Source organism: Salinicola sp. RZ23 (assembly GCF_003206675.1).
Taxonomy (GTDB): domain Bacteria; phylum Pseudomonadota; class Gammaproteobacteria; order Pseudomonadales; family Halomonadaceae; genus Salinicola; species Salinicola endophyticus.
The window spans coordinates 361,007-385,009 of sequence record NZ_PZJK01000007.1 but is presented as its reverse complement, the minus strand read 5'-3'; the positions used below and the strand labels follow the sequence as shown (position 1 = coordinate 385,009).

The 24,003-nt window shown below is 67.2% G+C and carries 19 protein-coding genes; 11 read left to right on the top strand and 8 right to left on the bottom strand.

The annotated features are described in order from the left end of the window. Positions 1 to 18: 18 nt before the first annotated feature. Entirely contained in the window at positions 19 to 1,332 is a 1,314-nt protein-coding gene (locus DOM67_RS07925) for a 2-hydroxycarboxylate transporter family protein (protein WP_110675087.1), read from the bottom strand. A 268-nt stretch (positions 1,333 to 1,600) separates the two neighbouring features. On the opposite strand from DOM67_RS07925, the gene DOM67_RS07920 reads away from it, so the two are divergent. Both DOM67_RS07920 and DOM67_RS07915 read left to right on the top strand, forming a co-directional pair. Then, the gene (locus tag DOM67_RS07920; protein WP_232825178.1) at positions 1,601 to 3,265 is read left to right on the top strand and encodes an ATP-binding protein; all 1,665 of its coding nucleotides are present in this window, start codon (positions 1,601 to 1,603) and stop codon (positions 3,263 to 3,265) included. Then, a complete protein-coding gene (locus DOM67_RS07915) occupies positions 3,262 to 3,996 on the top strand; it encodes a response regulator (protein WP_232825177.1) in 735 nt (244 codons plus the stop codon). Before DOM67_RS07920 ends, DOM67_RS07915 begins: the two co-directional genes overlap by 4 nt. Positions 3,997 to 4,101: 105 nt before the next feature. Here the strand turns inward: DOM67_RS07915 and mnmC are convergent, their stop codons facing one another. The 3 genes from mnmC to DOM67_RS07900 all read right to left on the bottom strand — a co-directional run bounded on the left by mnmC (position 4,102) and on the right by DOM67_RS07900 (position 7,167). Next, positions 4,102 to 6,138 (bottom strand): bifunctional tRNA (5-methylaminomethyl-2-thiouridine)(34)-methyltransferase MnmD/FAD-dependent 5-carboxymethylaminomethyl-2-thiouridine(34) oxidoreductase MnmC, encoded by a 2,037-nt coding sequence (gene mnmC / locus DOM67_RS07910; protein ID WP_110675085.1) that lies wholly within the window; start codon positions 6,136 to 6,138, stop codon positions 4,102 to 4,104. Positions 6,139 to 6,316: 178 nt separating this feature from the next. Then, the gene (locus DOM67_RS07905) at positions 6,317 to 6,616 is read right to left on the bottom strand and encodes a YciI family protein (protein WP_110675084.1); all 300 of its coding nucleotides are present in this window, start codon (positions 6,614 to 6,616) and stop codon (positions 6,317 to 6,319) included. After that, complete coding sequence (locus DOM67_RS07900; RefSeq protein ID WP_110675083.1) at positions 6,616 to 7,167, bottom strand: septation protein A; 552 nt, start codon at positions 7,165 to 7,167, stop codon at positions 6,616 to 6,618. Before DOM67_RS07900 ends, DOM67_RS07905 begins: the two co-directional genes overlap by 1 nt. 158 nt (positions 7,168 to 7,325) lie before the next feature. Between DOM67_RS07900 and DOM67_RS07895 the strand changes: the two genes are divergently transcribed. Both DOM67_RS07895 and DOM67_RS07890 read left to right on the top strand, forming a co-directional pair. Continuing rightward, a complete protein-coding gene (locus tag DOM67_RS07895; RefSeq protein ID WP_232825176.1) occupies positions 7,326 to 8,255 on the top strand; it encodes a PHP domain-containing protein in 930 nt (309 codons plus the stop codon). Positions 8,256 to 8,391: 136 nt separating this feature from the next. Then, positions 8,392 to 9,012, top strand: coding sequence for an L-threonylcarbamoyladenylate synthase (locus DOM67_RS07890; protein WP_110675081.1), 621 nt, complete (start codon positions 8,392 to 8,394; stop codon positions 9,010 to 9,012). Positions 9,013 to 9,151: 139 nt separating this feature from the next. Here the strand turns inward: DOM67_RS07890 and DOM67_RS07885 are convergent, their stop codons facing one another. The 3 genes from DOM67_RS07885 to DOM67_RS07875 all read right to left on the bottom strand — a co-directional run bounded on the left by DOM67_RS07885 (position 9,152) and on the right by DOM67_RS07875 (position 12,822). After that, complete coding sequence (locus DOM67_RS07885) at positions 9,152 to 9,940, bottom strand: HAD family acid phosphatase (protein ID WP_110675080.1); 789 nt, start codon at positions 9,938 to 9,940, stop codon at positions 9,152 to 9,154. Between the two features lie 204 nt (positions 9,941 to 10,144). Continuing rightward, entirely contained in the window at positions 10,145 to 11,845 is a 1,701-nt protein-coding gene (locus DOM67_RS07880; protein ID WP_110675079.1) for a methyl-accepting chemotaxis protein, read from the bottom strand. Between the two features lie 92 nt (positions 11,846 to 11,937). Beyond that, positions 11,938 to 12,822, bottom strand: coding sequence for an ion transporter (locus DOM67_RS07875; RefSeq protein ID WP_232825175.1), 885 nt, complete (start codon positions 12,820 to 12,822; stop codon positions 11,938 to 11,940). Positions 12,823 to 13,183: 361 nt separating this feature from the next. Between DOM67_RS07875 and DOM67_RS07870 the strand changes: the two genes are divergently transcribed. Continuing rightward, positions 13,184 to 15,115 carry an EAL domain-containing protein gene (locus DOM67_RS07870; protein WP_110675077.1) on the top strand — a complete coding sequence of 644 codons (1,932 nt, stop codon included), beginning with the start codon at positions 13,184 to 13,186 and terminating at the stop codon, positions 15,113 to 15,115. A gap of 60 nt (positions 15,116 to 15,175) precedes the next feature. Here DOM67_RS07870 and DOM67_RS07865 read toward each other — a convergent pair whose 3' ends face one another. After that, entirely contained in the window at positions 15,176 to 16,081 is a 906-nt protein-coding gene (locus tag DOM67_RS07865; RefSeq protein WP_110675076.1) for a CYTH domain-containing protein, read from the bottom strand. 127 nt (positions 16,082 to 16,208) lie between these two features. Here DOM67_RS07865 and DOM67_RS07860 point away from each other — a divergent pair, with 127 nt between their 5' ends. The 6 genes from DOM67_RS07860 to glrR all read left to right on the top strand — a co-directional run bounded on the left by DOM67_RS07860 (position 16,209) and on the right by glrR (position 23,999). Then, a complete protein-coding gene (locus DOM67_RS07860; protein WP_110675075.1) occupies positions 16,209 to 16,889 on the top strand; it encodes a TIGR00153 family protein in 681 nt (226 codons plus the stop codon). A gap of 53 nt (positions 16,890 to 16,942) precedes the next feature. Beyond that, entirely contained in the window at positions 16,943 to 18,211 is a 1,269-nt protein-coding gene (locus DOM67_RS07855; RefSeq protein ID WP_110675074.1) for an inorganic phosphate transporter, read from the top strand. A gap of 106 nt (positions 18,212 to 18,317) precedes the next feature. Then, on the top strand, positions 18,318 to 19,628 hold the full coding sequence (argA, locus tag DOM67_RS07850; protein WP_110675073.1) for an amino-acid N-acetyltransferase: 1,311 nt from the start codon (positions 18,318 to 18,320) through the stop codon (positions 19,626 to 19,628). An 807-nt stretch (positions 19,629 to 20,435) separates the two neighbouring features. Further along, complete coding sequence (locus DOM67_RS07845) at positions 20,436 to 21,935, top strand: ATP-binding protein (protein WP_110675072.1); 1,500 nt, start codon at positions 20,436 to 20,438, stop codon at positions 21,933 to 21,935. Next, positions 21,932 to 22,465: a hypothetical protein gene (locus DOM67_RS07840; RefSeq protein ID WP_110675071.1), complete on the top strand. Its 534-nt coding sequence runs from the start codon at positions 21,932 to 21,934 to the stop codon at positions 22,463 to 22,465. The genes DOM67_RS07845 and DOM67_RS07840 overlap by 4 nt, the downstream gene beginning before the upstream one ends. A gap of 154 nt (positions 22,466 to 22,619) precedes the next feature. After that, a complete protein-coding gene (glrR, locus tag DOM67_RS07835; RefSeq protein WP_110675312.1) occupies positions 22,620 to 23,999 on the top strand; it encodes a two-component system response regulator GlrR in 1,380 nt (459 codons plus the stop codon). Positions 24,000 to 24,003 lie beyond the last annotated feature (4 nt).

Genomic DNA, 24,003 nt, shown 5'->3' with positions numbered 1-24,003 from the left:
GGCAGTTTTCGTACGAACCTAGGTGAAGAACAGCGGCACCACAATGCTCGAGATCAGCAGGATCAAGGCGCCGCCGAGGCGTGAGGAGATCTGCGCGAACGGCATCAGCTGCATGCGCTTGGCCGCGGAGAGCACGGCGACGTCGCCGGTGCCGCCCATGTTGGCCATGCACAGGCCGGCGGTGATGGCCGATTCGATCGGATAGAAACCGACCAGCTTGCCCACCAGCCCGGCGCCGAAGGCCGCACCGGCGACCACCGCGAAGACGATCAGGACGTAGGTGACCGAGATGGCGTCGATGACCTGGCCGAGATCGGTGTAGGCGATGCCGATACCGAACAGCAGGGCAAAGGTCCAGTTCTTGGCGACGAACTTGAACCACTGCGCCGCGGCTTCGTTGACCGACTCCGGCACCACGTTGACGATCTTGAGCACGGCAACCAGCACGATCATCAGCGCGTAGGGGTGCAGCGGAATGAAGTCACCCAGGATCTCGCCGGCGACGAAGAAGGTCAGCGCCGCGACCAGGCCGATGCCCAGCTTGGAGAGGTCGGGATTGCTCTCGCGCTCTTCGATCTCCACCCCCGGCATCATCTGCCCGTTGCCGGTCAGGCTCGGCATCCGGTTGCCCAGACCGTTGAGCAGGCCGGCAATGATGATGGCGAAGACGTTGCCCAGCGCCAGTGCCGGGACCAGGATCGAGATGTAGTAGCTCGCCGGCTGACCCAGGAGCTGCTCGTAGATCTGGCTCATCGGCACCGCGCCGGCGCCCATGCCGCCGCCCATGATCGGCAACGTGATCACCACCACCGCATCCTGCGGCGAGAAGCCCAGCAGCCAGCCCACTGCCACCGCGAACAGCGCCGCGAACAGCACCGCGCAGGTCAGCGGCAGGGCGTAGCGCGAGCCGACCTTGACCAGCACCTTGGAGTCCATGCCCAGGATGCTGCCGGTGATCAGCGCGGCGATGTAGAAGTTGAGAAAGCCGCCGCTCTTCATGAACTGGGTGACGTTGTCGGTGACATCGGTGGGCAGCCAGTTGACGTAGGCCAGCGCCGCGGCACCGAAGATGGCGAGAATCGCGCCACCGCCGAGATAGCTCTTGATGATCGGCAGGCGGTCGCCGAGGAAGCCGAGCAGCTCGCCGAAGATCATCATCACCAGCAGCGCGCCGATCATGCCGGTGGGAATCGTATCCGTGGCGATGGCGGCGATCAGCACCAGCGTGGCGATGGCGAACAGCGGTAGCGGAATGCCGAAGATCGGCGTCGACAGCCAGTGGCGCGGTCGGGCCGACTCGGCGTGAGCGTTTTGCGTCACGGTTGCGGTCATGGTTCACTCCCAGAATTGCGCGCCCTGCCGGGCGGGTAGGCAGCAGGATAAGAAGCGAGGCGGCGGCGGCCAAACTTTCTGAAGTTAACTAAGCCTTAATAAAATATTGAAAGGGAGCGGCGCGGTGCCGGCACAAAGCGCCTGGCCGGGGAATACCCCCTTGGTCTAAAACCACGGCATCGAGAACGAGGGGGCTAAAACGTCAGCCTCGAGCCGTGATCCGACATCACACCCCCCGATTTGCCCGTGCCACCCTCGGATAGCCATCGTGAAACGACTGCGTCTCAGTGCCCAGATCTTCATCCTCGTCGCCAGCATGATCGTGCTGACCCTGGGGGTGGCTTTCCTGCTGTTCGACTACCAGCTCAAGGCGAACCTCGAGCGCGCCCAGGGTGAGCGGGTGATGGGGCTGGCGGCGGTACTCGCCGACCGCAGCGACATCCGCCGGGCGCTCGAAGCCACGCCGGTCGTTCATGATGCCGACTCGGCCCTGCGCCAGCACATCGAACGTCTGCGCGAGCGCCTGGGGGTCGACTTCATCACCGTGATGGATCGCGACCATCTGCGTCTCACCCACCCCGATCCCCGTGAGGTGGGGCGCCACTTCCGCGGCGGTGACGAGGGGCCGGCGCTGGCGGGCGAATCCTATGTATCGCGCTCCGAGGGCACGCTCGGGGTGAGCATCCGCGGCTTCGCCCCGGTGCGTGCCGACGACGGCCGGGTGATCGGTGCGGTGGCCACCGGTGTCACCCTCTCCCGGGTCGGGCTGCTGCTGGCCGAGAAGCGCCAGGTGGTGCTGCTGGGCACCCTGCTGCTGATGCTCGTCGGCGGTCTCGGCGCCTGGTGGCTGGCGCGCTACATCAAGCGCATCCTGCTCGGCTTCGAGCCGCATCAGATCTCGCAGTGGGTGCAGGAGCGCCAGGCGCTGCTGGCATCGCTCCACGAGGGGGTGCTGGCGATCGATGCCGGCGGTGAACTGAGCCTGATCAATCCGGCGGCCCGCGAGCTCCTGGCGCCGGTAGGGGCGGCACCCGCCGCCGACGTGCCCGCCACCACCCTGGCCCAGCTGTTCGGCGACGGCACCCCGGCGCTCAACCAGCGGCTGACCCTCAACGGGCGCGCGCTGATCGTCAACCGGGTGCTGATCCGTGAGGGGGCCCGCCCCCGCCGCCGTGGGCGTGAGGCGGCCACCGAGCGCGGCGCGGTGCAGGGTGACGAGACCCGCGGCGGCGGCAGCGTGGTGACCCTGCGCGATCGCAGCGAGGTCAACCGCCTGGCCGAGGAGCTGACCGGAGTCAGCCGCTACGCCCAGGCGCTGCGGGCTTCCACCCATGAGTTCAAGAACCGCCTGCACGTGATCCTGGGGCTGGTCCAGCTGCGCGACCTGGGGCGCCTCGAACGCTACCTGCACGAACTCGACGATACTCTGATCGCCCCCGCTGCGGCGCGCGTTTCGGGTGTCAAGGACCCGGTGCTGGCGGGCTTTCTGCTGGCCAAGGGCAGCGAGGCGCGGGAGCGGCGCATCGAACTTGAGGTCGAGCTGGAGAGCGATATCCCGGCGGCGGCCGAGGAGGAGGTGTGCCACCTGCTGGTGACGATCATCGGCAATCTGCTGGAGAACGCCTTCGAAGCGGTCGCCGGGCGCGACGAGCGCCATGTCACCCTGACCCTGGGGCTGGATGCCGGGGCGCTGTCGCTGCACGTAGCCGACAGCGGTTGCGGCATGGACGCGGCCCAGCGCGGCGAGGTGCTGGAGCAGGGGGTGTCGACCAAGGGCGAGGGGCGCGGCTACGGTCTGGCGATGGTGCGGGCCCACGTCGACTCCCGCGGCGGCCATCTGGCGATCTATTCCACCCCCGGACGTGGCACCCTGGTCGAGGTGACATTACCCTACGCGGTAGCCCCATCCTGGATTACCGACGGAGTGACATGAGCATGCGTGTACTGGTGGTAGAAGACGACCCGATGGTCATGCGGCTCAACGTCGAGTTTCTCAATCGTATCGAGGGGGCCAGCCTGGTCGCCCAGTGCGAGGATCTGCCCGCCGCGCGGGACGTGCTGCAACGCGAGCCCGTCGATCTGCTGCTGCTCGATGTCTATCTGCGTGAGCACAACGGCCTGGCACTGGTGCGCGAGCTGCGCCGCCAGGCCCGTGATATCCAGATCATCCTGATCACCGCGGCCTCGGAGATGGAGACGGTGCGTGAGGCCAAGCACCTGGGCGTCGACGACTACCTGGTCAAGCCGTTCGAGTTCCAGCGCTTCCAGGAGGCGCTGAGCCACTGTCTGGATACCCATCGGCGGCTGGCCGGACTGCCGGCGCGCGCTCACCAGCGCGACGTCGACGCGCTGTTCCGCCGCGATGGCGCCGTCGCGGCGCCGCCCCAGCGCCCGGGCGACCTGCCCAAGGGGCTCACCCTCAATTCGCTGTCACAGGTGGCGCGAGCCGCCGCCGAGCACCACGAAGCGACCTTCACCACCGAGGCGCTGAGCGAGGATACCGGGATGTCGCGGGTGTCGGTGCGCAAGTACCTCAAGCATCTGGTGGACCAGGGCGTGCTCGAAGAGTCCTTCCACTACGGCCATATCGGCCGCCCCTCCTTCACCTACCGCTGCCTCGACGCCGAGACGCTGGCGCGGCTGGGCGGTACGCCGGCCCCCTGAGCGACTTCTTTTCAAGACCCCTCGACCGGCCCAGGCTATCGATGGCGCAAGGCGACCGACAGCTTCAGGTGACCGATAGCGGGGCCCGCGATGGCGGGCCGCCACTCACGTCTGCCGGATCAGCTCGGCGATCAGCCGCCGCCCCGGGTGCAGATGGTCCACCAGCTCGCGCTCCAGCGGCAGCGGCTCGTCGTGAAGGCGAGAGGCGATCAGCTCGGCGCACAGCGGTGCGCTGACCAGCCCGCGGGAACCGTGGGCGGTGCTGACCCAGAGCCCCGGGTGGTGACGACCGGGGGTGGTGAAGCGCTGCCGCGCATCCTTGGCCAGCGCGGCGTACTCCTGCCGCCATCCGGCGCTGTCTGGCAGCGGCCCGGCGTAGGGTGTCTTGTCGGGGCTGGCGGCGCGCACGCTGGCGCGACCGTCGAGCGCGGCCAGGGCCGCCGCCTCGCCGTCGGCGCAGAGCGTGGCGTGCAGCGCCGGGGCGGTGCGCGAAAGCTCATCCAGGTTGCGCTGCTGGTCGGCCTCGCGCAGGCGCGTATCGCCATCGTTGGGGGTGAAGGTGGCGCCGAAGGTGAGCCTGCCCGCGTAGGGCGGCAGCACATAGCCCTCGCCGCACAGCACCTGCGCCGGGGCGTCCGGTGCCGTCCACGGCAGGCTCGCGATCTGGCCGCGTACCTGCTGCAGCGGCAGGCCGTCGAGCCAGGCACCACTGGCATGGCCGCTGGCGAACACCACTTGATCCACCTGCAGCTGGCCATCGGAAAGCGCGAGCTGCCAGCCCGCGTCGATGGCTTCGAGCGAGTCTAGCGTCGCACGGCGGTACTCGACCCCCGGTGTCGCCGCCAGCCGCTGGCACAGCGCCGCCGGGTCGACCCAGCCCGCCAGCGGGTAGGCCAGCGCCGAATGCGCCAGCGGCGTGCCTGCCAGCTCGCTGGCGCGGGCCGCATCGCAGCCGCTGACCAGCGTCTCGGGTAGAACGTAGTTGTCCAGGAAGCGCTGCTGGCGGCGCTGCTCGCGTTCGCCGATGGCGAGCTGCAGCAGGCCGCTATCGCGCCACAGGCTGCGTTCCGGGTCGAGGGTCGCCAGCCAGCGCTGCACGTAGAGCAGGGCAGCCAGGTAGAAGCGGCTCTGCCGGTTGGTCTCCGCCGCCAGTTTCACGTAGAGCGCCGCCTGTGGATTGCCCGAGGCGCCGCTGGCGATACCCCCGCGGTCGATCAGGCTGACCCGGCTACCGCGGCGCGCCAGCGCCTCGGCCACGCTGGTGCCGGCGATACCGGCGCCGATCACTGCCACATGCTGGGCGGGGCGCGGCGGCGGCGGGATGAACCAGGGCGTGGCCGCGCGCGGCTCGGAGCGCCGTGTCGGGCACTGTGAAGCGTGCGGGGCTGTCAGCCCATCGGGCTGCCATTCACCGCGCAGCATCTCGCGCTTGCGGCCGAACCCGGGCACCTTGCGCCAGCGGAAGCCCTCGGCGGCGAGGCCGCGTCGGACCAGCCCGGCACAGGTGAAGGTGGCGAAGGTGGCGCCCGGACGGCTGGCCGAGGCCAGCGCGGCGAACAGCGCCGGCTGCCACATGTCGGGGTTCTTGGCCGGGGCGAAGCCATCCAGGAACCAGGCATCCACCTGGCCGTCGAGCCGCGCCAGGCAGGCGGCGGCATCGCCGAAGTGCAGATCCAGGGTCACCCGCGGCGAGAGGCGCAGGCGGTGGACGCCCGGTACCGGCTGCGGCCACTGCGCGATCAGGGCCTGGGCACGGGTGGCGAAGTCCGGCCAGCTCTGCCACACCCGCTGCAACGCCTCGCGCGAGAGCGGGTGCTTCTCGGTAGAGATCAGATGCAGCCGCGCCGCGGCAGGGGCGTGCTGTTCGAAGCACGCCCAGGCGCACAGCAGATTGAGCCCGGTGCCGCAGCCGGTCTCGCCGATCACGAAGGGGCGTGCGGTGTCCCAGGTGCGGAAGCGGCGCGGCAGCTCGTTGTTGTCGAGGAACACGAACTGCGTCTCCGCGCGGCCGTTGTCGCGGGAGAAGTAGACGTCGTCGTAGCGGGTCGAGAAGGGCGCTTCCTGCTGCGCGGCATCCTGGCGCCAGTCGAGTTCCGCTGGCTCCAGGCGCTCGCCGAAGACGGCGAGTCGATCGTCGGTCATGGGGGAGAAGGTCTCGCAGTGGCCGGGTTTTTGCGCGGAGGTGATCAAAAAATGATCGACTCGCGCCAGCGGACGTCGTTTCCGGGGCAGCGAAAGGCGTCCGCGGGATCTTCACAACGTTATCCACAGCAGCTGTGAAAAAGCCCTCACCGAAGACTTGTGGATAACGCTCGGCGGTTCAGGGCAGCACGTGCTTGAACGGTTTGACCTCGACCTTGGCGTAGACGCCGGCGGCGACGTAGGGGTCGGCGTCGGCCCAGGCCCGGGCGGCTTCCAGCGACTCGAACTCGGCCACGATCAGACTGCCGCTGAAGCCGGCTTCGCCCGGGTCCTCGCCGTCGATGGCGGGGAAGGGGCCGGCCAGGATCAGGCGGCCGTCGTCGCGCAGCGCTTCCAGCCGCGCCAGGTGCGCCGGGCGCGCTTCGCGGCGCTGTGCAAGGCTCGAATCGTTGTCGTGACCGATGATGGCGTAGCGCATCAGGAGGGCTCCTCAGGGGTGGAACGGGACATGTGACGTGCCAGGAACAGCGCTTGTCCGACCACGAACAGCAGCGTCAGTCCGAGCATGCCGAACAGCTTGAAGTCGACCCAGGTCGCTTCGTCGTAGTGGGTGAAGACGAAGACGTTGAGGATCGCCATGGCGAAGAAGAACAGCACCCAGGCGAGATTGAGACGCCGCCAGACCGCCGCCGGCAGTGACACCGCCTTGCCCATCATGCGCTGCGCCAGGGTCTGGCCGCCGAACAGCGGCGAGAACAGGAAGGCGACGCCGAACAGGGCGTTGATCACGGTCGGCTTCCACTGGATGAACGCCGGATCGCGGAAGGCGATGGTGGCCCCGGCGGAGGCGATCACGATGATCGAGGTGATCAGCAGCATCTTCTCGATGCGCCGCTGGCGCCACCACACCACGCCGAGCTGGATCACGGTGGCGGGGATCAGGATGGCGGTGGCCGTGATGATATCGCCGGTCAGATGGTAGACGGCGAAGAAGATCGCGATGGGTAGGAAGTCGAACAGCAGTTTCATGCGCAGGGCTCCGAGAGGGCGGGGCGCGGATTGACCGCGACGGCGGCGGCCCTCACCATGTGCGGCCTATTCTGACAAAGACGCCCCCCGGCGTCATGCCCATGTCCGTTGCTGCCAGCGATTCCGAGAAGACTGCCGCGCCGTCCGAACGAGCGCCGTTGACCGCCGCCACCTCGCTGGACGAGGCTCGCGGCATCGATCTGCACCTGCACTCCAGCGCCTCCGATGGCCGGCTCACGCCCACCGAGCTGGTGGATCTATGCCATGCCAAGGGGCTTTCGCATATCGCGTTGACCGACCACGACACCCTGGCCGGGGTCGCGGAGGCGCGCGAGCGCTGCGCCCACCACGGCATGCGCCTGCTCTGCGCCAGCGAGCTGTCGTGTCAGTGGCGCGGCATGACGATTCATGTCGTGGCGCTGCTGCCCCAGGGGCCGAGTGCGGCATTCGACGTCAGCCTCGTGGGGCTGGCCGAGGCGCGGGTGCGGCGTGCCGAGGAGATCGCCCGGCGGCTGGAGAAGCTGGGACTCGACGACGCCCTGGCGCGGGCGCGGGCGATCGCCGGAAGTGAGCGCCCACTGGGGCGGCCCGATTTCGCCCAGGCGCTGGTCGATGCCGGGCTGGCGGCGGACCGCCAGGCGGCGTTCAAGCGCTACCTGGGGGCCGGCAAGCGCGGTGACGTCAAGACCCACTGGCCGGCGCTCGAGACGGTGGTCGGCTGGATCGTCGAGGCTGGCGGTGTCGCCGTGGTCGCGCATCCGCTGCGCTACGGCATGACCCGGCGCAAGCGCGACCTGCTGTTCGAGGCCTTTATCGGCGCTGGTGGGCAGGCTGCGGAGTTAGTGAGTGGTTACCAGAATCGCGATACCACCTTCGACCTCTCGCGCCAGCTCGCGCACCATGAGCTCTACGGCTCGCTCGGCAGCGACTTTCACTTCCCTGGCGGTGCGCTGGCGCCAGGCACCCTGAGCCCGGCGCCGCGCTCGCATGTGCGTCCGGTGTGGGCGCATCCCGCCCTGGCCGATTTCGTCACGCCTATCGAGCCGTCTCCCACCGAGCCGTCTCTGGCGGAACCCTCTTCAACCTGAGTCTTAGCGGCAGGCGCCAGGCGCGCCATCTGTTACGCTGACGGTGAATGGCGCCGCTCGCGGCGCCTTGCGTCATTCCGGTGCGCCGCCAGCGCGCGGCGGCCGTGGCGGGATCCGACCCCAAGGAGGGCACGACATGACCCAGTTTTTCCAGATCCACGCGCAGAATCCGCAGAAGCGCCTGATCGATCAGGCGATCGGTATCCTGCGCCAGGGTGGCGTGGTCGCCTATCCGACCGACTCCGGCTATGCGCTGGGCTGCTGCCTGGGCGAGAAGAAGGCGATCGAGAAGATCAAGTGGCTGCGCCAGCTCGACGACCGCCACAACTTCACCCTGGTCTGCTCCGATCTTTCCGAGATCGGCACCTACGCCAAGGTCGACAACAGCGTCTTCCGCCTGCTCAAGTCGCACACCCCCGGGCCCTATACCTTCATTCTCAACGCCACCACTGAAGTGCCGCGTCTGCTGCTGCACCCCAAGCGGCGCTCGATCGGTGTACGCGTACCCGACCACCGCATCACCCATGCGCTGCTCGAGGCCCTCGGTGAACCGCTGATGAGCGTGACCCTGATCCCGGTCGACGAGGAGCTGCCGATGACCGACGCCGAGGAGATCCGCGAGCGTTACGGAGCGCACATCGATCTGATCATCGATGGCGGCGCCTGCCATCTGGAGCCGACCACGGTGGTCGATCTGCGCGACATTCCGCCGACGCTGGTCCGCGAGGGCCGCGGCGACCCCGCGCCGTTCCGCTGAGGCGCGTGCCGCGATACGTCACTGCGGCAATTCACGAGCGACAGTCGGTGCCTGTAAAGCCAGCGCCCCCGCCGGNNCCGGCGGGGGCGCTGCGTTTTGATCATCCCGCCTGGCGGCCGGCGTGGCCGCCCTATCGTGATCAATCCGTCTTGAGCGGAGCCGCCCAGCCCTCCAGCGTCGCGTCGCTCCAGCTGCCGTAGCTGGCATTGGGGAACATGATCCAGTCGTCGCCGAAGTGCGCCGCCTGCTCGGCCACCAGACGCTTCTGGGTTGCCAGGTCAGCGTGGTGGAAGTCGCCGGAGAAGTCGGCCAGGGAGTCGCCGAGCTGCAGCACCAGCTGATAGTCGCGCTCGATGGCGGCGCGGCGCTTGGCCTTGGAGGGCCCCAGCAGGCGCACCTGGGCGTCGTTGACCTGAGGCAGTCGCAGCGCCTTCAGCGTCGCCAGCGTGGCGGCCTTGTTCTGCTGATAGCGGTCGGAGACGTAGAAGATCGTCACACCGTGAGCGTTGGCGTAGTCGAGGAAGGCCCGTGCCCCGGGGATCAGACGCGGATGCCCCTCGCGCTCCCACACCTTCCAGGTATCCCAGGTGGTGAAGTCGTGACATGCCTGCATGTCGCGCACCAGCAGCGCGCTGTTGTCGATCACCGTCTCGTCGAGATCGGTCATGATCGCCAGATTGGTGGCATCGGGGTGGGCGGCGATCTTCTGCGCCAGGCGCATCGTGGCCAGGGCGTAGTTCTGACGCTGCAGTGCCTGGATCTCCGCGGATTGCTGCTGGTAGCGCAGCGCCATGGCGTACTCCTTGGGCGCACACTCGCTGGCGCTTGCGGTATTCGACGTCTCGGCACTGGCATTGGCGGCGAACAGCAGGCCTCCGAGCAGCAGGGCGCTGGCGACACCGCGGCTGAGATGGGCGTTGATTGTCATCTTGTTCTCTCCTGACATTGGCGATGCCCGCGTGTCGCGGGCGACCCGGCTACCATAGAGAAGCGCCGGCGGCGCTTCAAACCGCACCATGCGGCGCTTTCCGGCGTGCCGCGCTGTTCCGGCCACGGCTGTTGTTCATATTATCCGGTCATATTGGCCGGCTGAGGTGGCCGGCTGAGGTGGCCGGCCTGACAGGCTGGCGTGCTATACCGAGAGCGCTTCCAGATGGTGTTCGTGCGCCTGGCGGGCCGCCGGCCGGGCAGCGTGCGCGTCGGCGCTGGGGTCGTTGGCCGGTGTCCGCTGCGACATCTCGGCTTCGCCATCGAATTCCACGGCGGTCTCCCGTTCGGGGCCGGCGTCCGGCGTCTCCCCGGCGCCGAGCCGGAATGCCTCGACGCTGTCGCGCTGACGCTGGGCCCGGGCCTCGAGGTCACGGGTGGCATCCAGGGTCTGCGCCGCCAGCTCGACGTTGCGCTGGGTCGCCGAATCGATCGAGGCGATGGCCTGGTCGATCTGCGCAATGCCCTCGTGCTGCTGCTGGCAGGCGGTGGTGATACTGTCGAGCAGCTCGCTCAGCTGACGGCTGGAGTCGACCGCGGTATGCAGCGACTGGCCGGCCTGGGTGAGGACATCGGCGCCTTGCTGGACCTGCTGATGGGTGCCCTCGATCTGCTCGCGGATGGTCTTTGCCGCTTCCGAGGAGCGCGACGCGAGATTCTTCACCTCGGCGGCGACCACCGCAAAGCCGCGGCCGTGGTTACCGGCCCGGGCGGCCTCCACCGAGGCATTGAGCGCCAGCATACTGGTCTGGTAGGCGAGCGAGTCGATCATGGCGATCACTTCGAGGGAGGCCTGGGAACGTGCCTGGGCGGCTTCCATCTCGTTCACCGCGGTGGCCATCTGCTGGCCGCTATGGTCGAGATGTCGGCGGCTCTCGTCGGCCAGATTGCGGCCGCGCTCTGAGTGCTCGGCGGTGTGCCCGATGGCGGCAGTGATCTGCTCCATGCTCGACGAGGTCTCCTGCAGCGCCTGGGCCTGCTGCTGGCTCTCGTCGTTGAGCGCGTGACTGGCCTGGGACAGGCGGCGGGCGTCGGCGCTCAGCGCGTGGCTCTCCTGCTGTAGCTGAGCGACCAGCGCCGTCAGCGAGGCCTGCATCTTCGCCACCCCCTGCTTGAGCTGGCTCATCTCGCGCATGCCGCTGGTGGCCAGGCGCTGGGCCAGATCGCCGGCAGCGATGCCGGTCAGGTGCGAGCGCACCCGGCTCAGCGGATGCAGCAGGTGACGATTGACGCTGTAGAAGGCCAGCGCGAGCAGCGCCAGGGTGATGATTGCCGCCACGCCCAGGCCCAGCTCCAGCGCATCGACGTTGCGCTGCATGGCCGTGAGGCTTTGACTGGCATTGGTGGCGCCGGCCTGATTCAGCGCATCGAGCGCCTGGTCGAGTTCGTCGGTGAGCGTGTTGGTGTGCTTGACGCTCTCCTGGTAGGCCGACAGGTTCCAGGCCTTGAGCGCCTTGAAGCCGGGCTGGATACCGTCATCGACCAGCGCCTGGAAGCGTGCCTTGAGATCCACGTCGTTGTGTCCCGGCGCGAGCGTGTCGAGGGTCTCGCGGGCACGGGCGAAGGTGGTTTCGGCCTTGGCCCAGGTCACCTTGGCGGCCTTGACCTTGAGTCGGTTGTAGTCGGTCTGGTAGCTGTCGAGCAGGACCCGGGTCTGCATCAGGTCGGCGTAGATGGCGCGTGCCGTACCCAGGCGTTCGACGTTGAGGTGGTAGACGGAGGAGAAGGCGGCTTGCGCCTGTTTCATGGCGATATAGCTGCCGCCACCGATCAGCCCGATGAGCACGGCGAAGATGGCGAGCAGGGCGATCAGCCCGCTGCGAAGGGTCAGGCGAAACGGTTTCATGGCAGGCTCCTGGGGGCAGACGTCAATGCCTTCGGGAGTCTGTACGGCGAGTATCACAATATGATGACAAACAGTTACAATGCTGGCGAAGTTCAGTCGTCCCCGGGTGCCTTGTCCTGTTCCACGGACTCCTCGGGTGCGTTGGGGTCCTCGCTCTCTTCGTCGAGCCAGGTGCCGCACAGGCGGCAGTAGCGCGAGTCGCGTTCATGGCCCTCGTGGCCGCAGCCGGGGCAGGCTTCGTCGGAGTAGCGCTCATCGCGGATCGAGCGGATCACCTCGGCCGAAAACACGCCGGTGGGGACCGCCAGGATCGAGTAGCCGAGTATCATCATGAAGGCGGAGATGAACTGGCCGACCGGGGTGACCGGGGCGATGTCGCCATAGCCCACGGTGGTCAGGGTGACGATCGCCCAGTACATCGAGCGCGGCATGCTGGTGAAGCCGGCTTCCGGCGGTTCGATCATGTAGATCAGCGCGCCGAAGATGGTGATGATCAGCAGCACCGTGATCAGAAACAGCAGGATCTTGCGCTGGCTGCGGCGCAGCGCCTGCAGTAGCAGGCGGCCCTCGCCGACGAACTCCATCAGGCGCAGGACCCGGAACACCCGCAGGACGCGCAGGACACGCAGGACCAGCAGTGACTGGGCGCCGGGCAGAAACAGGCTGAGCCAGGTGGGGAGGATGGCGAGCAGGTCGAGCACGCCATAGAAGCTCTTCAGATAGCGCAGCGGGCGTTCCAGGCAGTAGAGCCGGAGCGCCAGTTCGAACGTGAAGATCAGCGTGAATACCCACTCGCTCAGGAGAAACCACTCACCGTAGCGCTGATGCAGGTGGGGCACGCTGTCGACGAAGACCACCATCACACTGAGCAGAATCAGCGTGATCAGCACGATGTCGAAAGTTTTGCCCGCGCGGGTATCCGATTCGAAGATGATCTGGAACAGCTGCTTGCGAAAGTTGGATTCCCCGGACTGCATGATGGGCATGCCCTGTATGTGAAACGGTGAGACAAAGGGGTAGCACCAGCGCGTGCGCCCCGGATGGCGTTAAACGTCTGCCGGCCGTGGCCGATAATCCGAGAAAGCACGGCTTGCGCAAGCGGGCAACCGCGTTGTGCTGGATACGAGCCACCGCGGTGCCCGCCACGCTCGAATCAGTGTAACCGTGTACCTTCTTTCAGGCAGCCTTGGTCATGAGGGGATTCAATCAAAGACTATGGATCGACCATCGCGAATCCACGCCGGGTGGTGCGGCAGTGCGCCGCGACATGCGACGCCGGAACATGAGCTACCGTGATATGAGGCATCGTGACATGAGGCACCGCGAGGACCCGCAGTGATGAGTGGATCATCGAAAGCCGCGTCCGAGGCGCGCGACGAACGTCTGATCGCCCAGATCGGCGCCATCGGCGACCAGCTGTACCAGGCCGTCGACGGCTCCTTCGACTTTGACGTCCATACCGACAGCGACGAAATCGCGATCCAGGAGCTGGCCCGGCTCAACAACGTCACCCTCGATGCGGCGCGGCGCACCATCGGCGAGTTGGAGCAGGCCCGGCGTGAGCTCGAAGCGCGGGTCGAGGAGCGCAGCCAGCGCCTCAACCTGATTCTGAGTGCCTCCAACGATGGCATCTGGGAGTGGGAGATCGATTCGGGCCAAGTCACCCTGTCGCCGCGCTGGGCCAGCATGTTGGGGCAGCACGCCGCCGAGACTCGCCAATCCCTGGAGAGCTGGCTGGCACTGATTCATGCCGCGGATCGTCCGGCGGTGGAGCGTGCGCTCTACCAGCATCTCGATGGACTCAGCGACGCGGTCGATATCGAATACCGCGTGCGCAACGCGCGCGGTGCCTGGCGCATGATGCTGTGCCGCGGGCTGTGCCAGCGTGATGGGCATGGCCGCGCGCTGCGCATGGCCGGCACCCTGCGCGATACCACCGAACAGCGCCTGGGTGACCCACTCACCGGCCTGCCCAACGGCGCCTATCTCGACCTGTTGCTGCAGGAAAAACTGGCCAGTGTGCCGCGCTCGCCGTTATCGCTGGTCAAGTTCCAGCTGCTCAACGTCGCCCAGCTGTTCGATGGCGCCGCGGTCGAACACGCCATTGCCGCGCTGCGTACGCTGTTGCAGAAGCTGCGCCAGCGCCTGCCCGCCCGGGTCGCGTTGATGGCGCTGCCCGAGCACACCTTCGCCATGGTGCTGGAGCTCGATGCCGTGGCCGAGCTCGACCGTCTGCTCGAGCCGGTCGAGGCGCTGTTCGCCGAACCGGTGGCGATCGGCGGGCGTCTGGTGTGGATGTCGCATGTCAGTGGGGTGGCGATCGTCAACCCCCAAGAGGCCACCAGCGCCGAAGAGTGGCGCCATCAGTCGCGTCTGGCCCTGGCCAGCGCGCGCCAGTCGGATGTCGGCACACGTTGCTACTACAGCGAGTCGCTGCGCCAGTGGGAGCGGCAGCAGGGGCATGCGGAGCAGTTGATCCGCGCTGCGCTGGCCAACGCCGGTGTGCGCTGTTTCCTGCAACCGATCGTCGATATCGTCAGCGGCACGGCGCGGGGTTTCGAGGCGCTGATGCGCCTGGAGGACCCGGACGAGGGACTGGTCAATCCGGGCACCTTCATCGAGGTGGCTGAGCGCACCGGCCTGATCTCCCCGCTCTGGGAGATGCTGATGGATCAGGCACTGCCGGTCCTCAACGACCCGGGCATGCTCGCACGCTTCGGCGATGACTTTCTGATCAGCGTCAATCTGTCGTCGCGTCAGCTGATGGATTCGCGTCTGCTCGATCTGATGCTGGCGGCCTGCGAGCGCCACGCGGTGCCGCAGTCGCGGCTGCAGGTCGAAGTGACCGAGAGTGCGGTGCTGAGCGATCCGGTGCGTGCCTCACGCATACTCGAGCGCATGCGTGCCGCGGGCATCCAGGTGGCGATGGATGACTTCGGCAGCGGCTACTCGTCGCTGGCGCAGCTCACCTCGCTGCCGCTGGACACGGTCAAGATCGACCGAAGCCTGGTGCTGGATGTGGACACCTTGCCGCGCAAGCAGCACGTCCTGGCAGCGGTGGTCGCGCTGTGCCAGCGCCTCGAGCACGGCGTGGTGGTCGAAGGGGTCGAGGACTGGGAGACGGTGACGATGCTGCGCGAGTGGGGGGTGCGCGAGATCCAGGGTTTCTTCTACGCTCGGCCGATGCCGATGGCGCAACTGATCAAGCAGTTCGAGCTGCCGCTACCGCTGGCGGCGGCCGGCGCGTCGGCCAACGATGCCGCCGGCTAGGGTTCCACGCCGCTACTCTCAAGCCTCTACTCCCACGCCTCTACTCCCACGCTTCAGCCTTCAGCCGAGCCGACGCAGTGCCAGCCACGCCGTACTCGCCCACGGCATCTCACCGCCGCTCAGGGGGGCCGAGAGGGTCGCCAGTGCCGGGTGGGCGTCCCGCGTGGCCAGGGCCGCCAGGCGTGTCTGGGCGCAGCGCAGCCAGGCGGGGTCGCCGCTGTCCTGCCAGGTGTCCAGCGCCTCGATCAGCGTATCCAGGGTCGCCTCCGGCTCATGCGCCGGCGGCCGCGGCCAGCCTTGGCGCAGGGCGCCGGCGCGGCTTGCCTTGCTGTGGTTGGCCGGGCGCGCTGCCAGCGGCGTCCCGCGCGTGGACGCCGCCGCGCTGGCATTCTCGTGCACGCTCTCGTGCTCGTCGGCCGGCTGGCACAGCCTGGCTGCCAGCTGCCACAGCGCTTCCGGTGCCCCTGCCTTCAGCTCCAGCTCCAGTTCGCGGATCGGCAGGGTCGCGCCGTCGGCGCGGATCTCGCCCTGATCCAGGGCGATCTCGATCTCGTCTTCGCCCTCGCGGTAGCGCCAGGTGTGGCGTTCGAAGTCGGTGGTGAAGGCTGGGCGCAGGCGGGTCAGATCGATGCCGGCCAGGGCCGGATGGTCGAGTTCGCGCAGCCCGGCTTCGTCGAGCCCGGCGGCATTGCACGGGCGGTCGTCGAGCGACCACTCCCACTCGCCGCGGCTCGACAGGCCGCCGCGGCTGACGGCGGCGCTCTTGAGCGTCTGCACGCGCTGCTCACCGATCCGGCGCACGCGCAGGGCGACCCGCGCCGCTTCCAGCTCGCCGTCCGGGGTGTCGTAGTAGAGATTGCCCAGCGAGTGGACGGCGGCGCTCAGCCCCTGCAGCAGGGGATGCTCGGCCAGCCGTGCCGGCGCGGACTCGGCGAGCGCCAGTTTGAGTTCGATTTCGTCGCTCATGTGCGCTCCCGCGTTGGCTTGAATGGGAAACTGTAAGCCTTCGTGTCGCGTTCATGAATTTTTCATGACGCCCCGAGGTGCAATCATTATACTGGCGCCGCCACTTCCAACGCATCCAGGCCACGCTATGGTGAGTACCAATCCGTTCTCGGCACTGTTTGGACGTTCGCCGTTCCAGCCGCTGTTGGCCCACATCGTCAAGACCAGCGAGTGCGCCGGTCAGCTCCTGCCGTTCTTCGATGCGGCGCTGAGCGGTGATTGGGATGCAGCGCGCGGTTACCGCGAGGCGATCACCCAGCTCGAACACGAGGCGGACGAGCTCAAGACCCAGCTGCGCCTCAACCTGCCCAATACCATGTTTCTGCCGGTGTCGCGTTCCGACCTGCTGGAACTGATCAGCGTGCAGGACAAGATCGCCAACAAGGCTCGCGATATCACCGGCATCATGCTCGGCCGCAACATGAATATCCCCGACCCGCTGGCCGAGCCGATGCGCGATTACCTGCGCACGGCGGTGGCCACGGTGGATCAGGCGCGCAAGGCGCTGGAAGAGCTCGAAGACCTGCTCGAATCCGGGTTCGGCCGCAACGTCGCCGACGTGATGCAGAACCTCATCCGCGAACTGCACGAACTCGAGCACCAGGCCGACGACCAGCAGATCGCGATCCGTCGCCAGCTGTTCCAGCTCGAAGCCGAGCTGCCGCCGGTCGACGTCATCTTCCTCTACAAGATCATCGAATGGATCGGCGAGCTGTCCGACCGCGCCGAGCGTGTGGGTAGCCGCTTGCAAATTCTGACGGCCCGCTGATCGCGGGCCTTCTGTTTACGCCTTCGTCACGCCACTCATAGCGAACTGAGCCTATGTCCATCATTGCGCAATACGGTGATGTCTTCATCATTCTCGCCTGTGTTTTCGGCTTCTTCATGGCTTGGGGGGTCGGTGCCAACGATGTCGCCAATGCCATGGGAACATCGGTCGGCTCCAAGGCGATCACGATCCGGCAGGCCATCATCATTGCGGTGATCTTCGAGTTCCTGGGCGCCTGGCTTGCCGGGGGCCAGGTCACCGAGACGATTCGCAAGGGCATCATCGACGCCAGCCTGCTGCAGCAGGACCCGCAGATGCTGGTCTACGGCATGCTCGCCTCGCTGCTGGCGGCCGGGGCCTGGCTGATGATCGCGTCGTTGAAGGGGTGGCCGGTCTCTACTACCCACTCGATCGTCGGCGCCATCGTCGGCTTCGCCATCGCCGGGCTGGGCGTGGACTCGGTGCACTGGGGGGCGGTCGGCACCATCGCCCTGAGCTGGATCACGTCGCCGCTGATCGCCGGGGTCTTCGCCTATGTGCTGTTCCGCTCGGTGCAGGTGCTGATCTTCGACAACCCCGATCCCTTCGCGGCGGCCAAGCGCTACGTCCCCGGCTACATCTTTCTGGTCGGCTTCATCGTCTCGATGGTGACCCTGGTCAAGGGGCTCTCCCACGTCGGGCTCGCGCTGAGCTTCGGCGAGAGCCTGCTGCTGGCGACCGCCTTCGGCGTGGTGATCATGCTCTTCGGGGTACTGCTCGAGAACCGCATCAACCGCGGCGAACGTCGTTCGCGTGGGCAGTACGATTTTTCCAGCGTCGAGCGCATCTTCGGCGTGCTGATGATGTTCACCGCCTGTGCCATGGCCTTCGCCCACGGCTCCAACGACGTCGCCAACGCGGTCGGTCCGCTGGCTGCGGTGATCAGCGTGGTCGAGAGTGCCGGCAACGTCGGTGGCTCGGCGGCGATGCCGTGGTGGGTGCTGGTGCTGGGTGGCGGCGGTATCGTGGTCGGCCTGGTCACCTATGGCCACAAGGTGATCGCCACGGTGGGCACCGGGATCACCGAACTCACCCCGAGCCGCGGTTTCGCCGCCACGCTCTCCGCCGCCTCCACGGTGGTGCTGGCGTCGGGTACCGGGCTGCCGATCTCGACCACCCATACCCTGGTCGGCGCGGTGCTGGGTGTCGGCCTGGCCCGCGGCATGGCCGCACTCAACCTGCGCGTGCTCGGCTCGATCGTCCTTTCGTGGCTGATCACGCTGCCCGCCGGGGCGCTGCTGTCGATCATGTTCTTCTTCATGTTCAAGGGCATGTTCGGCTAGCGCTGGCACGAAAACTGGCCTTGCCCGCGCCGACGCGCGGGCGGGGCGCTCTGGTATAGTGATGGCTCGCCCCCCGAGCCAACCCACTTGCCGGAGCATCCCTCCATTGGATTCGCGTTTTCCCTTCGTCGACTGGTTCCGTAACTCGTCCCCCTATATCAATGCCCACCGCGGCAAGACATTCGTCATCCTGATCGAAGGGGCGGCGATGGCGTCGTCGCGCTGGGACCAGCTGCTGCAGGATCTGGCGCTGCTGCACACGCTCGGCGTGCGTCTGGTGCTGGTCTATGGCATTCGCCCGCAGGTGAGCGCGGCGCTGGAGGCCGAGGGCATCGAAGTGGAGCGGGTCGAAGGGCGCTGGGTAGCCCACCGCGCGATCATGGATCACGTCGAGCGCATCGCCTCGCGCCAGCGTCTGGATATCGAGGCGCAACTCTCGCTGGGGCTGCCCAACACGCCGCTGCACGGGATCGAACTCACCGCGGTCTCGGGTAACCTGGTCACCGCCAAGCCGCTGGGCGTGCGTGGCGGGGTCGACTTCGATCACAGTGGCGAGGTGCGCCGGGTGCGCAGTCAGGCGATCGAGAGCCTGCTCGCCGGCGGCAATCTGGTGATCCTGCCGCCGCTGGGCTACTCGCGCACCGGCGAGGTGTTCGACCTCGACGCCGCCGATATCGCCCAGCATGTCGCCGTGGCGCTGAAGGCCGACAAGCTGATTCTGCTCGGTGAATCGGCGGGGCTGCACGATGACGACGGCCAGCTGCAGCGCCAGCTCGGCCCGGCCCAGGGGGAGAGCCTGCGTCAGCAGGCCGACCCCGGCAGCGAGCTGTGGCGCCATCTCGGCGCCGCCTGCGAGGCGGCCCGCCACGGCGTGGCGCGTACCCACCTGCTCTCGTGGCACGACCACGACGCCCTGCTGGGTGAGCTCTTCACCCGCGACGGGGTGGGCACCATGATCACCCAGAACCGCTACGAACAGCTGCGCCAGGCGGTGCTGGACGACGTTGGCGGTCTGCTGGCGCTGCTCAAGCCGCTGGAGGCGCGCGGCATGCTGGTAGCGCGGACCCGCGAGCGTCTCGAGCACGAGATCGACGACTACGTGGTGATCGAGCGCGACGGCATGATCATCGGCTGTGCCGCGCTGCACCGTTTCCCCGAAGCGGCGATGGGGGAGCTGGCGTGTCTCGCCGTGCACACCGATTACCGCCGTGGCAGCCGCGGCGATACGCTGCTCAGCGAAGTCGAGCGCCGCGCCCGGCGCCAGGGGTTCGCCCAGCTCTTCGCCCTGACCACCCACACCACGCACTGGTTCTTCGAGCGTGGCTTCGAGCTGTCCAGTACCGAGGCGCTGCCCGGGCTCAAGCGCGAGGCCTACAACCAGGCTCGGCGCTCCAAGGTGCTGTTGAAGTCGCTCTGAAGCGACACCTTTTGGCCCGGGTTTCGGGTCGGGGTGTCTCTTTATGGATACACGTCAAGCTTCTGATCAATAAGCATTTATTGAAAATCGCCGATAAAGCGTCGCTCATTGCCGACGCTTTGGCGCGCCAATTCCTTCCGTTGCCACCGTGTCTCCCTCCCGTCGATGATCGTCGCTGTTTTTGCCATATATAAGCTTTTGTTTTTAAAATAAAAATAAAAAAGTGGCACACCCTTGGCACTATCATTCTCCGAGAGCGACGAGACGAATCTTCCGAGTTCGTCTCATCGAGTCTCGCCGCGGCCCATCATCACCCTGTGCCGGGCCCGGTGAACTCGAGAGCGTCCGCTCCACGCGATGTGTGACTTAGGTTGCGATGAGACGGGTGCGGCCTGCGGGCAAGGAGATGCACCATTAGGGCAAGGACGCCCCGGCAAGGATGCCTTCCCCCTCCTGCGAGGGGACCATTTTATGACCGGCCGCTGCGGCGACCGGTTCAGGACTGGGACAGGCGGTTCGCCGCCACGTGTTACGACAGCCCCTGATTGGCAGATGTCGTCATCGCGGTTCCAGGGGCCTCGCGGCCCGCGGTACGCCTTCGAACAGCTGATTCAGGCAGTTTTTCAAGGGCGTTCCAGTAACCCTTCAGTTCCCTGCGTACCTTGGGCCGGCTCTGCCGGCCCTCTTTTTTTGCGGCTTCTGCAGCTGCGCCGGGGCGCCTGTGTCAGCGCATGGGCATTCAATAAAAATGTTATCCTTGCGGAACGATCCATGACTCAAATGGGCCTCCTGCACAGAGCCACGCTTATGACTTCCGAGCTCTCCCGGCGCTGGCGCCCGCGCTCACTGATGCAACTGGTACTGCTGGCGTTCCTCTTCGTCATGCTGCCGATCGCGATTCTCATGTTCCAGGCCGGCCAGGCACTCTCCCAGCTCTCCTCGCTGGCCGACCAGAGCGCGCGCCAGGCAGTGGAGGAGACCCGCCGCGCGCGCATGCTCAGCTCGCTGGCGCTGCAGATGGAGCGTAGTGCGCGCCAGTACGCGGTGATCGAAGAGGAGGGGCTGCGCGACATCTACAACGAGAAGTCGCGTCAGTTCGGCGAGCTGCTGGCCCAGCACCGGACGCTGATGGGTGACAACCCCGACTTCCAGTCGCTGGCTAAGCGCTATGCCAAGCTCGCGGTGCTGCCGCAGATGCCCAGCGATGACATGGACGCCTTCCTCGATCGCTTCTCCGGCTTCGCCAATGAGTCCGACGCCGTGCGCGAGGCGACCAATACCCTGATCGACGAGCGCATCGCCAACATCCGCAAGCAGGCCAATGCGGTGAAGGCGCGGCTGTGGATGCAGTCGGCGGCGCTGGTCTCCGCCAGCCTCATGTTGATGCTGTTCTTCACCTGGCTGATCACGCGCCCCATCCGCCAGCTGGAGCAGCGCATCTTCGGGCTCGGCAGCGGTGAACCGGAGACCACGCCGGTGCGTATCCAGGGCCCGGCAGAGCTGGTTCAGCTGGGCGATCGCCTGACCTGGCTGGCGCAGCGTCTCTCCGAGCTGGAGGCCCAGAAGCAGCAGTTCCTGCGCCACATGTCCCACGAACTCAAGACCCCGCTGGCGAGCATCCGTGAAGGCACCGCGCTGCTCTCCGATGGCGTCGCCGGCGAGCTCAACGAGCGCCAGGACGAGATCGTCGGGCTGATCGACGACAACGGCCAGGAGCTGCAGCGCTTGATCGAGCAACTGCTCGACTACAACCTGCTGCAGAACAGCCGCTGCGTGACGGTGACCCGCTTCGACCTCGCCACGGTGATTCAGGAGGTGCTGGCCAAGCACCGCCTGGCGCTCGACAGCAAGGGGATGCAGGTGACCAGCCCGCACCATCCGATGATCTGGCAGGCCGACCGCGAGCGTACCGCGCGCATTCTCGACAACCTGATCTCCAACGCCATCGCCTATGGCGAGGATGGCGGCCGTCTGACCATCCGTCTGGCCCAGCAGCGCGACGAACTGACACTGGATGTGGCCAACAGCGGCGAGCCGATCGCCGAGGCCGACCGCGAGCATCTGTTTAAGGCGTTCTACCAGGGCAGCGCACGGCGCAAGGGGCCACTCAAGGGCTCGGGGATCGGACTCTCGATCGCCGCCGACTGCGCGCGCCTGCAGCAGGGCGATCTGACCCTGGCTGCGGATACCGAACTGCCGGTCTGCTTCCGTCTCACCCTGCCCTGGGTCGAGCCGGCGGCGGCCGACGATAACGAGGCCAGCGGCCCCACGGGCACGCTGACCCATGACGCAAGGACGATGACATGATCACGCGAATGAAGGGCGTGCTGGCGCTGACCGCGCTGGTGCTTCTCAGCGGCTGCCAGTCGCTGACCGGCACGGCCGCATCGCCCCAGGGGTGCGGCGAGGTGCCGACGTTTGCCGACAACGTCTGTCTGCTCGACTCCTGGGTCGCCTTCGGGCTCGACGCCCAGCGCGCCGACAAGGAGTGGCGCGAGATGATGCTCGACCGGCTGGCCGGCTCGCGCCCGAACCAGAAGGCCGCCCGCGCGGTGGTCCTGGGGTGGGATGCCCCCCAGGACTGGCGTCGGGCCTCCGAGCTCTACAAGGCGAGTATCAACAGCGCACCGACGCGCCTGCAGCCGCTTCTGCAGCAGTGGCTCAATGGCCTGGAGAAGCGCCGCCAACTCTATGCCCAGCGCGCCAGCAGCGCGGGCGAGGGCGGTGATCAGGCGCTCAAGCGCGAGAACCAGGCGCTGAAACAGCAGCTCAAGGAGATGTCGGACAAGCTCGACGCGCTCACCGACATCGAAAGAACGATCAACTCACGCGACTGAGCCATCGGCTCGTGCGGCGGCTTTGGCCCTGCGCGAGCCTGTCACACCGAACGTGACCGGTCTGTCCGATGACAGGCCGCGCGATGGCAGGAGGAGTCCATTCATGTCTTTGCAAACCGACGTCACCAAGCGCCGCCCGACGCGCACCCCCGCCATGCAGCCGGGGCGCTCGGCCAACACCGCGCACATTCTGCTGGTCGACGACGATCCCAGCCTGCTCAAGCTGTTGGGCATGCGCCTGGAGAGCCGTGGCTTTCGTGTCACCACCGCGGAGAGCGGCCGCGCCGCGCTCAGCCACCTGGCCGACGACACCCCGGACCTGGTGCTCTCCGATCTGCGCATGGACGAGATGGATGGGCTGGCGTTGTTCCACGAACTGCAGCGCCGGGTGCCCGGCATGCCGGTGATCATTCTCACCGCCCACGGCTCGATCCCGGATGCGGTGAGTGCCACCCAGCAGGGGGTGTTCAGCTTCCTGACCAAGCCGGTCGACCGCGACGAGCTGTTCGCCGCCATCGACGAAGCGCTGGCGCAGACGCCGACCACCCGCGGCGAGGGTGGCGAGATGTGGCGTTCCAAGATCATCACCCGCAGCCCGCAGATGGAGCGCATTCTGGAGCAGGCCTACATGGTCGCTGCCTCCGATGTCAGCGTGCTGGTGACCGGCCCCAGCGGCACCGGCAAGGAGCTGCTGGCCAACGCCATGCACCAGGCCAGCCCGCGTGCGGACAAGCCGTTCGTGGCGATCAACTGCGGCGCGCTGCCGGAGCAGCTTCTGGAGAGCGAGCTGTTCGGCCACGCCCGCGGCGCCTTCACCGGCGCGGTCAGCCAGCACGAGGGGCTGTTCCTGGCCGCGGACGGCGGCACCCTGTTCCTCGACGAGATCGGCGACATGCCGCTGACCCTGCAGGTCAAGCTGCTGCGCGCGCTGCAGGAGCGCCAGATCCGCCCGCTGGGGAGCACCAAGTCGGTGCCGATCGACGTGCGCATCATCTCGGCGACCCACCGCGACCTCGACCGCGCCATGCACGAAGGCGACTTCCGCGAGGATCTCTACTACCGCCTCAACGTGGTCAATCTCAAGCTGCCGCCGCTCAAGGAGCGCGCCGAGGACATTCCGCTGCTGGCCAAGCACATGGTGGCCCAGGTCGCCGCCCGGCATAAGCCCTTCGTCAAAGGCTTCTCGCCGGAGGCGCTCAACCTGCTCGCCTCCAGCGCCTGGCCCGGCAACGTGCGCCAGCTGGTCAACGTGGTCGAGCAGTGCGTGGCGCTGACCAGCACGCCGATGATCCCCGAAGCGCTGGTCTCCCAGGCGCTGGCGGCGGAGGAGAACGCGCTGCCCTCGTTCAGCGAAGCGCGCGCCGGCTTCGAGCGCAGCTACCTGATCAAGGTCCTCAAGATCACCGAGGGCAACGTCACCCAGGCGGCGCGTATCGCCGGGCGCAACCGCACCGACTTCTACAAGCTATTGGCCCGCCACGACCTCGATCCCGGCGCCTTCAAGCCCACCGCGATGCCTGATACCACGAGCTGAGCGC

What these genes read in the sequence shown, in the direction of transcription:
- DOM67_RS07865 (WP_110675076.1), bottom strand. Translation starts at nt 16,081, where the DNA reads ATGAGCGACGAAATCGAACTCAAACTGGCGCTCGCCGAGTCCGCGCCG.
- mnmC (WP_110675085.1), bottom strand. Translation starts at nt 6,138, where the DNA reads ATGACCGACGATCGACTCGCCGTCTTCGGCGAGCGCCTGGAGCCAGCG.
- DOM67_RS07925 (WP_110675087.1), bottom strand. Translation starts at nt 1,332, where the DNA reads ATGACCGCAACCGTGACGCAAAACGCTCACGCCGAGTCGGCCCGACCG.
- DOM67_RS07855 (WP_110675074.1), top strand. Translation starts at nt 16,943, where the DNA reads ATGTCCATCATTGCGCAATACGGTGATGTCTTCATCATTCTCGCCTGT.
- DOM67_RS07870 (WP_110675077.1), top strand. Translation starts at nt 13,184, where the DNA reads ATGAGTGGATCATCGAAAGCCGCGTCCGAGGCGCGCGACGAACGTCTG.
- DOM67_RS07860 (WP_110675075.1), top strand. Translation starts at nt 16,209, where the DNA reads ATGGTGAGTACCAATCCGTTCTCGGCACTGTTTGGACGTTCGCCGTTC.
- DOM67_RS07840 (WP_110675071.1), top strand. Translation starts at nt 21,932, where the DNA reads ATGATCACGCGAATGAAGGGCGTGCTGGCGCTGACCGCGCTGGTGCTT.
- DOM67_RS07905 (WP_110675084.1), bottom strand. Translation starts at nt 6,616, where the DNA reads ATGCGCTACGCCATCATCGGTCACGACAACGATTCGAGCCTTGCACAG.
- DOM67_RS07915 (WP_232825177.1), top strand. Translation starts at nt 3,262, where the DNA reads ATGAGCATGCGTGTACTGGTGGTAGAAGACGACCCGATGGTCATGCGG.
- DOM67_RS07875 (WP_232825175.1), bottom strand. Translation starts at nt 12,822, where the DNA reads ATGCAGTCCGGGGAATCCAACTTTCGCAAGCAGCTGTTCCAGATCATC.
- glrR (WP_110675312.1), top strand. Translation starts at nt 22,620, where the DNA reads ATGCAGCCGGGGCGCTCGGCCAACACCGCGCACATTCTGCTGGTCGAC.
- DOM67_RS07880 (WP_110675079.1), bottom strand. Translation starts at nt 11,845, where the DNA reads ATGAAACCGTTTCGCCTGACCCTTCGCAGCGGGCTGATCGCCCTGCTC.
- DOM67_RS07890 (WP_110675081.1), top strand. Translation starts at nt 8,392, where the DNA reads ATGACCCAGTTTTTCCAGATCCACGCGCAGAATCCGCAGAAGCGCCTG.
- DOM67_RS07885 (WP_110675080.1), bottom strand. Translation starts at nt 9,940, where the DNA reads ATGACAATCAACGCCCATCTCAGCCGCGGTGTCGCCAGCGCCCTGCTG.
- DOM67_RS07900 (WP_110675083.1), bottom strand. Translation starts at nt 7,167, where the DNA reads ATGAAACTGCTGTTCGACTTCCTACCCATCGCGATCTTCTTCGCCGTC.
- DOM67_RS07845 (WP_110675072.1), top strand. Translation starts at nt 20,436, where the DNA reads ATGACTTCCGAGCTCTCCCGGCGCTGGCGCCCGCGCTCACTGATGCAA.